Raw genomic sequence first — 10,593 nt, 5'->3', positions numbered from 1 at the left:
CCTCGCCGAGTCGGCGCGTGTACGCGCCGACTCAGCGAGGGACGCCCCGCGATGCTGCCCACCGCTCGAGCATCTCGGCGAGGTCCTGCTGCATGAAGGCGAAGAACTCGCGGGTCTCCCGGAGCCGGGCCGTGCCCACCTCGCCGGTGGGGTGCGCCCCGAGGTAGCCGATGGCCTCGTCGATCCCGGCGATCATGTGCTCCATCAGCGGCAGCCGGGCACGGATGATCGTCGCCCACAGGTCTCCGTCCGCGAGCCGGTACCGCTCTGCGCGGCTCCCCGGTGTGCGCTCCTTCACCAGGAGCCGGTTGTCCACCAGGTAGCGGACCGCGCCGGAAACGGCTGCCGGACTCGCCTCGAGACCTTCGGCGAGGTCGCGGGCGGTGCGCGTCTCGCTCGGATCAGTGAGGACGAAGGCGAAGGCCCTGGCCGGCATGCGCGGGATCCCTTCGAGCTCGAGGCTCTGCCCCACGCGCTCGACGGCGCGGGACCGACTGCGGGTCGGGTCGTCAGAAGTCACATAGAGATCATATCAACCAGAACATTCAGTAAACTTTGAATGTTAGAGTCGCACGCATGACGGCGTATGCAATCACCCTCGACCGTGTGGTCAAGACCTTCGGCTCGTTTCGCGCCCTCGACGGTCTCGACCTCCGTGTCGAGGCCGGTGAGGTGCACGGCTTCCTCGGCCCCAACGGCTCGGGCAAGTCGACGACGATGCGCGTCCTGCTCGGGCTCCTTCGTCACGACGAGGGAACGGTCAGCCTGCTCGGTGGGGACCCGTGGGCGCGAGCGGCTGAGCTGCACCGACGGCTGGCCTACGTGCCCGGTGACGTGAACCTCTGGCCCAACCTCACCGGGGGAGAGGTGATCGACATGCTCGCCCGCATGCGCGGCGGACTCGACGACGCACGCCGGGGCGAGCTGGTCGAACGCTTCGAGCTCGACCCGACGAAGAGGGCGCGCACGTACTCCAAGGGCAATCGGCAGAAGGTCGCGCTGGTGGCGGCGTTCGCCTCCGGGGCCGACCTGCTGCTCCTGGACGAGCCGACGTCCGGCCTCGACCCCCTCATGGAAGCGGTCTTCCAGGAATGCGTGCGGGAGGCGGTCGACTCCGGCGCGACCGTGCTCCTCTCGAGCCACATCCTGGCCGAGGTGGAGGCGTTGTGCGACAAGGTCAGCATCATCCGGGCCGGTGCCACCGTGCAGAGCGGCACGCTCGCCGACCTCCGGCACCTGACCCGGACGACGGTGGTCGCCGAGACGTCGGCGCCCGTCGAGGGGCTCGAGTCGATGCCGGGGGTCCACCACCTCGAGGTCCACGACAGGCGTGCGGCCTTCGACGTCGACACCGATCAGCTCGACGAGGCGATGCAGGTCCTCAGCAGGGCCGGCATCCGATCGATCACCGCGCACCCGCCGACGCTCGAGGAGCTCTTCCTGCGCGAGTACGGCGACGCTGTCGATGAGGACGGCGTCGGCGAGCCGGTCCCGGCATGACGGCGTTCACCGGCACGACGCACCTGATCCGCCTGATCCTGCGCCGCGATCGTCTCCGGCTGCTGCTGTGGATCCTCGGGATCGCGACCCTGGTCGGCGCCACGGCGATCGCGATCATCGAGCTCTACCAGTCTCCGAAGGAGATCGCCGGCTACGCGAGCACCGCGGACTCGGCGGCGACCCGTCTCCTGAGCGGGCGGCCGGAGGGCCTTGACAGCGCGGGCGCCATCACCGCCTACGAGATCAGTGCGGTAGGCCTCATCGCCACCGCACTGATGGTCATCTTCCTCGTGGTCCGACACACGCGGGCCGAGGAGGAAGCCGGCCGGGCCGAGCTGCTGCGCTCGACGGTCCTGGGCCGGCACGCCGCCACGCTCGCCGCCATCACCGTGGCAGGGGCCGCGAGCGTCGTGGTCGGCGCCCTCGACGCCTTCCTGCTGGCCCTCAGCGGCCTCGAGGTGTCCGGATCGTTGCTGCACGGGGCCATGCTGGCCGGCGTCGGGCTGGTGTTCACCGCGGTGGCCGCAGCCGCCGCGCAGGTGACGTCGTCCGCGCGAGGTGCGAGTGGGATCGCGGGAGCGGTGCTCGCCGTGCTCTTCGTCGTCCGCGGCATCGGTGACGTGGGTGAGAACTTCCTCAGCTGGACCTCGCCCCTCGGCTGGGCGCTGCTGGCACAGCCCTACGGCGAGGCGAGGTGGTGGTTGCTCGTCCCGATGGTCGGGCTCGCCGTGGTGCTCCTCGCACTCGCGGCCTGGCTCACCGCGCACCGCGACGCCGGGGCCGGGATGCTCGCGCCGCGTCCCGGTCCGGCGCGCGCAGGTCGTTCGCTCGGCACGTCGACCGGGCTCGCCTGGAGACTGCAGCGCGGCAGCATCTACGGCTGGACCGTCGGGTTGACGCTCGGAGGGCTGATATTCGGGTCGGTCGGGCCCGAGCTCGACGACATGCTCGAGTCCAACCCCGACATGCAGGCGTTCTTCGACATGAGCGGCGGCGATCCGGTCAGCGCCTTCCTGGTCACCGCGTTCGGGCTCGTCGCGGCGGTCGCGGGCGGCTTCGCGGTGTCCTCGGCGTTGCGTCTGCGTTCGGAGGAGAGCGCGGGGCGGGCCGAGTCGTTGCTGTCGACGGCGATGTCTCGCACCCGCTGGGCGGGCGGCTCGCTGCTGGTGACGGTGGTGGCGACGACCGTCGCGATGGTGCTCGTGGGCGTCGGGGCAGCCACCGGGTACGCCCTGGTGGCCGACGACTGGAGTCGTTTCGGACGGATGACGGCCGCGGCCGCGGCGCTGAGCCCCGGGGTCCTGCTGCTCGCCGGGGTAGCCGTGCTGCTGCTTGGGTGGGTGCCGAAGTTCAGCGGGGCCGCGTACGCACTGGTGGTCTTCGCCGCGCTCCAGGGCTACCTGGGCAACCTCCTCGACTTCCCGACGTGGGTGCAGGCGCTGTCGCCGTTCCACCACCTCCCCGAGATGCCGGTGGAGGACTTCGCACCGATCCCGGTGCTCGTCGTCCTCCTCCTCGGACTGGGCCTGTGTGCCCTCGGGGTCGTCGGCCTCCGCCGAAGGGACCTCGCGTGAGCGACCGGTCCCCGCCGAGTCGGCGCGTATACGCGCCGACTCGCGGAGGAGTTCGGGTGGCGCAGTAGCCTGAGCCCATGAGCACCCCGATCAGTCTCGGCATGCCCGAAGCGCCTCCTCCGGTGCTCGCGCCCCGTCGTCAGACCCGTCAGATCAAGGTCGGCAAGGTCGGCGTCGGCAGCGACTCGCCGGTGTCGGTCCAGTCGATGACCACCACCCTCACCTCCGACGTCAACGCGACGCTCCAGCAGATCGCCGAGCTGACCGCGACCGGGTGCGACATCGTCCGGGTCGCGTGCCCGAGCCAGGACGACGCCGACGCCCTTGCGGAGATCGCCCAGCACTCGCAGATCCCGGTCATCGCCGACATCCACTTCCAGCCGAAGTACGTCTACGCCGCGATCGACGCGGGCTGCGCAGCGGTGCGGGTCAACCCCGGCAACATCCGCAAGTTCGACGACCAGGTCAAGCAGATCGCCGCTGCGGCCAAGGACCGGGGCACCTCGATCCGGATCGGCGTCAACGCCGGCTCGCTGGACCCCCGCCTGCTCGAGAAGTACGGCAAGGCCACCCCGGAGGCGCTCGTCGAGTCCGCGGTGTGGGAGGCGAGCCTCTTCGAGGAGCACGGCTTCCACGACTTCAAGATCTCGGTCAAGCACAACGACCCGGTCGTCATGGTGCGCGCCTACGAGCTGCTCGCCGAGGCCGGCGACTGGCCGCTGCACCTCGGTGTCACCGAGGCCGGTCCTGCTTTCCAGGGCACGATCAAGTCGGCCACCGCCTTCGGCTCGCTGCTGAGCCGCGGCATCGGCGACACGATCCGCGTCAGCCTCTCGGCCCCGCCGGTCGAGGAGGTCAAGGTGGGCATCCAGATCCTCCAGAGCCTCAACCTCCGCCCCCGCAAGCTCGAGATCGTCTCCTGCCCCAGCTGCGGACGTGCGCAGGTCGACGTCTACACCCTCGCCGAGCAGGTCACGGCCGGGCTCGACGGCCTCGAGGTCCCGCTGCGCGTGGCCGTCATGGGTTGCGTCGTCAACGGTCCGGGCGAGGCGCGCGAGGCCGACCTCGGCGTCGCCTCCGGCAACGGCAAGGGCCAGATCTTCGTCAAGGGCGAGGTGATCAAGACGGTCCCCGAGTCGCAGATCGTGGAGACCCTCATCGAGGAGGCCATGCGCATCGCCGAGGGCATGGAAGCCGTCGACGGGGCCACGGCCGAGGTCAGCGTCTCCTGACGCCCGCCTCACGGCTGGTCGCAGGCAGGCAGGAGGCAGGCGGCGATGACCACGACTAGGCTTCGCGACGTGCCAGCCAGCCGCCACGGAGTACGCGTGCTCGCCAGTGGCGACCTCGACGAGTTCCTCGAGCTGGCCCACACCGACCCGGTGGCCAACGTCTTCGCCATCCACCGGGCCCGCACCACCCATCTCGAGCCGCGCTGGCTCGGCGGCGAGATGTGGGGGCGGTACGACGGGGGCCGGCTCGTCGCTGCCTGCCACGTGGGGGCCAACCTGGTGCCGATCTGCTGCGACGCCGACGACGCCCGGGCCTTCGCCGAGAAGGCCCTGACCCGCAGCCGCACCTGCACGACCATCGTCGGACCGCACGACCCGGTCCGCGCCTTCTGGCACGCCGTGGCCGACACGTGGGGTCGCCCGCGAGACACCCGCTGGCTCCAGCCCCACCTGGTCCTCTCCGGCGAGCCGGAGGCGCCCGCCGACCCGTTCGTACGGCGTACGGACCGCAACGACATGTCGCTCGTCTACCCCGCGTGCGTGGCGATGTACACCGAGGAGGTCGGGGTCTCGCCCGAGTCGGGCGGCAGCGGTGACCTCTACCGGGCCCGGGTCACCCAGCTGATCAGCCGCGGCTGGTCCTTCGCGCGCTTCGAGAAGGGACGCCTGGTCTTCAAGGCCGAGGTCGCCTGCGCCACCGACGAGGTCGCCCAGATCCAAGGGGTCTGGGTGCCGCCCGAGCGGCGCGGCGAGGGCTGGGCCGTGAGCGGGATGGCCGCCGTCGCACGGCTGGTCCAGGCCGAGATCGCGCCCACCGTGTCGCTCTACGTCAACGAGTGGAACGAGCCCGCGCGCCGGGCCTACGGCCGCGTCGGGTTCCGCGAGGCCGGGCGCTTCTCGACCATCATGTTCTGAGCCGGACGACTCCTGAGACCGACCGCAGCGCGGCACGCGTGCTGCGTAGGATCCGCGACGTGACCATCGAGCGCAGCACCAAGATCCTGGCCGGCATCTTCACCGTCAGCGGGGTCATCCACCTGGTCCGGCCCCAGGCCTACGAGCCGATCATGCCGGCCTGGGTCCCGGCCCACCGCGAGGTGATCATCGGCAGCGGCGTGGCCGAGATCGCTCTCGCCGCCGGGCTGCTCGCGCCTTCGACGCGACGACTCTCGGGCTGGGGGAGCGTGGCGCTGCTGGCCGCGGTCTATCCCGCCAACGTGAAGATGGCCACCGACGCAGCAGCCCGGGGCAACAAGCCGCTGGCCGCTGCTGCCGTGGCCCGGCTGCCCCTGCAGTGGCCGATGCTGAAGTCGGCGCTCAAGGCCGCTCGCGGCTGAGGGTGGTCAGGCTCCGAGCGCGGTGACGAGGTCGGCGCGCACGCGGGTCATCCGTTTGCGGTTGGCACCGAGGTCGGACCCGGCGTACGGCACCGACTCGGAGCGGAAGTGGACGACGTGGTCGTCGGCGTCGATCTCGAACTCGACAGTGTCCTTCCAGCGGATCACGCGCGTCTTGAAGATCGCCTTCACGTAGTCACCGGCGTCCTCCACCACCGAAGTGCGGGGATGCTCGGCGACGACCTTCAGCACGGCGGCCTTCGCCTGCTCGACCGTGCCGGAGAACGGCACCGGCTCCATGGCGCAGTACTGCTGGGTGTCGAGGCTCGAGACGCACTTCTGCGAGCCGTCGGGGCAAGGGGTGAGGCGCTTGGCGGCCATGGTGGTCCTCCGGAGGTCCGGGCCGCGCGTGGCCGCGACCTCGGGCGAGACGGTACCCGAGGCCGCCTGACGGCTCAGAGCTCCGGAGTCGACCGCACGGCGGTCACCCGCTCGCAGTCTCCTTCCGAGCACCGGACCGTCGCGCCCTTCCGGCGTCCCCAGGCCTCGAGGAGCAGGTCGCGCGTGGTCTCCCACCAGACCTGGCCGAAGTACCCCGTCACCCGGTAGGAGCCGAGGAGCCGGCCACGGACGGTGCGCTCCCAGACCTGGCCGGGGCCGGCGCCGTCGGCCAGCTTGTCGACGGTCGCCATGCGGGAGCCGTCGGGGGAGAAGGCGTGGACCCGCTCGTCGCAGGAGGTCCACTGGACGTTGGTGGGCCGGTCGAGCGGCGCCACGACCGTGCACCCGCCCTCGTAGGGGTCGGCGGTGTAGTAGGCGAGGCGATTGGTGGCGAGGTCGGCGGCGTGGACGCGCTGGTCGGTGACCCGGCGCCGCGTCCCGGCGCGGAAGTCGAACGCGACCGCACCGCCGTCGTACCGCGTGACGAGCAGGCGGTCGCCGTCGAGGTCGAGGAGCTCCGGGTAGCGCCCGAAGCTCTCCTCGGCCAGCAGGGCGCGGTCAGCGACGGACCGGATGCGGATGACGGTGCGCCGGGTGACACGCCTGATCACGGCGAGGGTCTCGCCGTCGCCCGAGAGCCGCACCTGCGCAGCGGAACCCTTGACGAGGGCGCGCTCGTCCTCGTCCGGAGCGACGACCAGGGTGCGGCTGCGCCCGTCCCTGATGACCTCGACCACATAGCCGCCGTCCGTCGGCCCGAGGAGGAAGACGTGGTCGGCCCGCACCTTGACGCGCACGTCGCCGTCCACGACGGTGTGGCCCTTCAGGTGGGGGCCGACGATGTCAGGGCCGCGCTCGAGGCGCGCCGCCCGGACGGTGACGGTCTGGTCGTCCGACGAGGCGCTGACCGCCGGCACCGAGGTGGTGAGAGGGCTGAGGAGCGCGAGTGCCCCGAGGGCGCCGAGGAAGGGATTTCTGGTGTGCATGGGTGTCTCCCGAGTGCGAGGTGCTGGGGCCCAGAGCCTGCGGCGCAGGCCTGGGAGGTACTACCAGGAGACGCACGTGGGAACTCGTTGGTTGTCGCGGCGGGCGCACAAGTAGCCTCGCCCCATGATCTTGAGGATGTCGAGCCTGTTCGTGCGTACCCTGCGAGACGACCCCGCGGACGCCGAGGTGCCCAGCCACCGGTTGCTGGTCCGCGCGGGCTACATCCGGCGCGCCGCTCCGGGCATCTACACCTGGCTGCCGCTCGGCCTGCGCGTGCTGCGGAAGGTCGAGGCGATCATCCGCGACGAGATGGACACCATGGGCGCCCAGGAGCTGTCGTTCCCGGCGCTGCTGCCCAAGGAGCCCTACGAGGCGACCAACCGGTGGAGCGAGTACGGCGCCGGCCTCTTCCGGCTCCAGGACCGCAAGGGTGCCGACTACCTGCTCGGCCCCACGCACGAGGAGATGTTCACCCTCGTGGTCAAGGACCTCTACTCGTCCTACAAGGACCTGCCGCTGTCGATCTACCAGATCCAGACCAAGTACCGCGACGAGGCGCGTCCCCGCGCCGGCCTGCTGCGCGGGCGCGAGTTCGTGATGAAGGACTCCTACTCCTTCGACGTCGACGACGCCGGCCTCGAGGAGAGCTACGCCAAGCATCGCGACGCCTACATCCGGATCTTCGACCGCCTCGGGTTCGAGTACGTCATCGTCAAGGCCACCTCGGGCGCCATGGGTGGCTCGAAGTCCGAGGAGTTCCTGGCCCGTGCCGACGTCGGCGAGGACACCTACGTGCGCTGCACCGCGTGCGACTACGCCGCCAACGTCGAGGCCGTCGAGGTGCGCACGCCGCAGGCGGTGTCGTACGACGACGCCCCCGCCGCGCACGCCGAGAAGACCCCGGACACCCCGACCATCGCGAGCCTCGTCGACCACCTCAACGAGGCGTTCCCCCGCGATGACCGTCCCTGAGCCGCCGGCGACACCCTCAAGAACGTCCTGGTGATGCTGAAGCACCCCGACGGCACCCGTGAGCCCCTGGCCATCGGTGTGCCCGGCGACCGTGAGGTCGACCAGAAGCGCATGGAGGGCCAGCTCGAGCCGATCGAGGTCGAGGCCTTCGACGAGAAGGCGTTCGCCGACCACCCCGGCCTGGTCAAGGGCTACATCGGACCCGGCTGCCTGGGCGAGGAGAGCTCGACCAAGATCCGCTACCTCGTCGACCCCCGCGTCGTCGAGGGCACCCGTTGGGTGACCGGCGCGGACGTCGACGGCAGCCACGTCCTCGACCTCGTGGTCGGACGCGACTTCACCCCCGACGGCACCATCGAGGCCGCCGAGGTCCGCGACGGCGACGCCTGCCCGAGCTGCACCGAGGGCACCCTCGAGTCGGCGCGCGGCATCGAGATGGGCCACATCTTCCAGCTCGGTCGCAAGTACGCCGAGGCACTCGACCTCAAGGTCCTCGATGTCAACGGCAAGCTCGTGACGGTCACGATGGGCTCCTACGGCATCGGTCCGTCGCGAGCGGTCGCGGCCATCGCCGAGGGCACCCTCGACGACATCGGCCTCTGCTGGCCCCGCGACGTGTCTCCGGCCGACGTCCACGTGGTCGCGGCCGGCAAGGACGACTCGCTCTACACGACCGCGGAGGAGATCGCCCGCGAGCTCGAGGCGGCCGGCGTCCAGGTCCTCTACGACGACCGCCGCGGCAAGATCAGCCCCGGCGTGAAGTTCAAGGACGCCGAGCTGATCGGTGTCCCGACGATCGTGGTGGTGGGCAAGAGCCTGATCGAGAACGGCACCATCGAGGTCAAGGACCGCCGTACGGGCGAGCGCGAGGACGTCGCGGTCGGCTCGGTCGTCGACCACCTCGTCACGCTCGTCCGCTCGTGAGGCGCGTGTGAGGCGGCCGTGACTCGGGTGAAGGCGATCGAGGCGGTCATCTTCGACTGGGGCGGCACGCTGACCCAGTGGCACGACATCGACTTCCAGGCCGAGTCGCTCGCGCTGGCGAGCGCCGTGGTCGATGCCGAGCACGACCTCCACGTCTCCCGCGACCTGCTCCACCGGGCGGCCTCGACGATCTGGAGTCGCAGCCGCGACCACCAGCGCAGCGCCACCGTGGCCGACCTGTTCGTCGAGGCGGGGCTGAGCCACGACCCGGCTCGTCTCGACGCCTACTACGCCTTCTGGGAGCCGCACACGGCCACCGACCCTGCGGTCGGCCCGTTGTGGCAGGGCCTGCGCGAGCGCGGCATCTCGGTCGGCGTGCTGTCCAACACGATCTGGCCCCGCGACGTCCACGAACGTGTCTTCCGGCGTGACGGGGTCCTCGACCTCATCGACGGCGACGTCTACTCCAGCGAGATCCCCTGGACCAAGCCTTCGCCCCAGGCGTTCGGCGCCGCGATGGCGTCGGTCGGTGCGACCGACCCGTCGCGCTGCGTCTACGTGGGGGACCGGCTCTTCGACGACATCTGGGGTGCTCAGAACGCCGGGCTGCGGGCCATTCACGTGCCGCACAGCGACATCCCGCCCGAGCAGGTCGGGCACAGCGTGGGGGAGCCCGACGGAGTCGCCCACGCGCTCGAGGACGTGCTCACGCTGGTCGACGGCTGGCGCTGACGGTCTGCCGCGCACCCGGGTTGCAGGTTTCTGCAATGCACGTTTGTGATGGGTCCTGAGTAGCGCACACCCGGTAGGTCCTGCTGCAGACTTCTGCACAGAGGAGTACCCCTCCGGTTCGCCGGACTCCTCTGACGGCCGGTCCCCTTGGCCACAGCGGTCCGCGTACTCGTCCCTTCGGGGAACGTCTCGGGTGTTCCCCGGAGGCGAGTGCGCGGACCGGCCTGTTTTTCGGCCAGGCTCAGCGGCGAGACTCAGCGGCCGGGCTCAGCGGCCGGGCAGCGGCCGTGGACGGCCCCCGAGGGCGATCTCGCGCACCGCGGTCGCGACCAGTGCCTCGGCGGCGAAGCGTCGCTGCTCCGAGGGGCTGTTGGCGACCAAGTAGCCGTACGCCGCGGCGCACCCGCGCTCGAGGGTGAGGGCGCGGCGTCTGATCCGCGTCGGGTCGCCCGCGACGTCGACCAGGTCGTAGGCCGCAGCGGCAGCGACGGGCTCGTCGCCGGCCTCACGGATCGCCTCGACGAGGAGGTCGCGGAGCTCGCGGTGGGACTCGTAGGCGACGGTCAGCGTGTCGAAGAGCTGCGGCTGGGCGGACGCCGAGGTCTGGGCGCCGAGGTAGCCCACGACGTAGACGGCTGCGTGCTCGGCGGTCAGCGCTCCCTGGAGTGCGTCGACGTAGGTCACAACGCCTCCCGTGCCTGGGCCAGGCCGGCCGCCATGGAGGCGAGCAGGAGCGCGAGGGCGCCGCTCTCGGCGGCCACGGCGTAGTCGACCAGACGCTGCTGGAGCACGGCCTCGACTGCGGTGATCCGCGGCAGCACGCGAGCGCGACGTCGTTCTGCCTGCTGGGCGGCGGTCGCCGCCGTCACCAGGCCGCCGAGCTCGGAGGCGTGA

The 10,593-nt window shown here is 71.1% G+C and carries 11 protein-coding genes and 1 pseudogene; 7 read left to right on the top strand and 5 right to left on the bottom strand.

Annotated elements, in window-relative coordinates:
• Positions 1 to 31: 31 nt before the first annotated feature.
• Positions 32 to 520 (bottom strand): helix-turn-helix domain-containing protein, encoded by a 489-nt coding sequence (locus VOI19_RS06570; RefSeq protein ID WP_323792158.1) that lies wholly within the window; start codon positions 518 to 520, stop codon positions 32 to 34.
• A gap of 56 nt (positions 521 to 576) precedes the next feature.
• Here VOI19_RS06570 and VOI19_RS06565 point away from each other — a divergent pair, with 56 nt between their 5' ends.
• The 5 genes from VOI19_RS06565 to VOI19_RS06545 all read left to right on the top strand — a co-directional run bounded on the left by VOI19_RS06565 (position 577) and on the right by VOI19_RS06545 (position 5,643).
• The gene (locus VOI19_RS06565) at positions 577 to 1,500 is read left to right on the top strand and encodes an ABC transporter ATP-binding protein (protein WP_323792157.1); all 924 of its coding nucleotides are present in this window, start codon (positions 577 to 579) and stop codon (positions 1,498 to 1,500) included.
• Complete coding sequence (locus VOI19_RS06560) at positions 1,497 to 3,074, top strand: hypothetical protein (RefSeq protein ID WP_323792156.1); 1,578 nt, start codon at positions 1,497 to 1,499, stop codon at positions 3,072 to 3,074. The genes VOI19_RS06565 and VOI19_RS06560 overlap by 4 nt, the downstream gene beginning before the upstream one ends.
• Before the next feature lie 77 nt (positions 3,075 to 3,151).
• A complete protein-coding gene (gene ispG, locus VOI19_RS06555) occupies positions 3,152 to 4,306 on the top strand; it encodes a flavodoxin-dependent (E)-4-hydroxy-3-methylbut-2-enyl-diphosphate synthase (protein WP_323792155.1) in 1,155 nt (384 codons plus the stop codon).
• Between the two features lie 69 nt (positions 4,307 to 4,375).
• Positions 4,376 to 5,221 (top strand): GNAT family N-acetyltransferase, encoded by an 846-nt coding sequence (locus VOI19_RS06550; protein ID WP_323792154.1) that lies wholly within the window; start codon positions 4,376 to 4,378, stop codon positions 5,219 to 5,221.
• Positions 5,222 to 5,280: 59 nt separating this feature from the next.
• Positions 5,281 to 5,643 carry a hypothetical protein gene (locus VOI19_RS06545; protein ID WP_323792153.1) on the top strand — a complete coding sequence of 121 codons (363 nt, stop codon included), beginning with the start codon at positions 5,281 to 5,283 and terminating at the stop codon, positions 5,641 to 5,643.
• A 6-nt stretch (positions 5,644 to 5,649) separates the two neighbouring features.
• On the opposite strand, the gene VOI19_RS06540 is transcribed toward VOI19_RS06545, so the two are convergent.
• Entirely contained in the window at positions 5,650 to 6,024 is a 375-nt protein-coding gene (locus tag VOI19_RS06540; protein ID WP_323792152.1) for a DUF1499 domain-containing protein, read from the bottom strand.
• Positions 6,025 to 6,098: 74 nt separating this feature from the next.
• A complete protein-coding gene (locus VOI19_RS06535; protein WP_323792151.1) occupies positions 6,099 to 7,070 on the bottom strand; it encodes a hypothetical protein in 972 nt (323 codons plus the stop codon).
• A 136-nt stretch (positions 7,071 to 7,206) separates the two neighbouring features.
• Between VOI19_RS06535 and VOI19_RS06530 the strand changes: the two are divergent.
• Positions 7,207 to 8,967, top strand: a pseudogene (locus tag VOI19_RS06530) (proline--tRNA ligase).
• Positions 8,968 to 8,985: 18 nt separating this feature from the next.
• Positions 8,986 to 9,699, top strand: a complete 714-nt coding sequence (locus tag VOI19_RS06525; protein WP_323792150.1) for an HAD family hydrolase — start codon at positions 8,986 to 8,988, stop codon at positions 9,697 to 9,699.
• 267 nt (positions 9,700 to 9,966) lie between these two features.
• Here VOI19_RS06525 and VOI19_RS06520 read toward each other — a convergent pair whose 3' ends face one another.
• Positions 9,967 to 10,383: a DUF4439 domain-containing protein gene (locus VOI19_RS06520; protein WP_323792149.1), complete on the bottom strand. Its 417-nt coding sequence runs from the start codon at positions 10,381 to 10,383 to the stop codon at positions 9,967 to 9,969.
• A partial coding sequence (locus VOI19_RS06515) for a hypothetical protein (RefSeq protein WP_323792148.1) occupies positions 10,380 to 10,593 on the bottom strand: 214 nt, incomplete at its 5' end. The genes VOI19_RS06515 and VOI19_RS06520, both read right to left, overlap by 4 nt.

This window comes from Nocardioides sp., from assembly GCF_034670285.1.
Taxonomy (GTDB): Bacteria; Actinomycetota; Actinomycetes; order Propionibacteriales; family Nocardioidaceae; genus Nocardioides.
Note: the sequence above shows the minus strand (reverse complement) of the source record. Positions and strands in the feature narration are given on the sequence as shown.

Bases quoted from the DNA above. Each gene is read 5' to 3' on its own strand.
- ispG (WP_323792155.1), top strand. From the start codon at position 3,152: ATGAGCACCCCGATCAGTCTCGGCATGCCCGAAGCGCCTCCTCCGGTG.
- VOI19_RS06560 (WP_323792156.1), top strand. From the start codon at position 1,497: ATGACGGCGTTCACCGGCACGACGCACCTGATCCGCCTGATCCTGCGC.
- VOI19_RS06540 (WP_323792152.1), bottom strand. From the start codon at position 6,024: ATGGCCGCCAAGCGCCTCACCCCTTGCCCCGACGGCTCGCAGAAGTGC.
- VOI19_RS06535 (WP_323792151.1), bottom strand. From the start codon at position 7,070: ATGCACACCAGAAATCCCTTCCTCGGCGCCCTCGGGGCACTCGCGCTC.
- VOI19_RS06565 (WP_323792157.1), top strand. From the start codon at position 577: ATGACGGCGTATGCAATCACCCTCGACCGTGTGGTCAAGACCTTCGGC.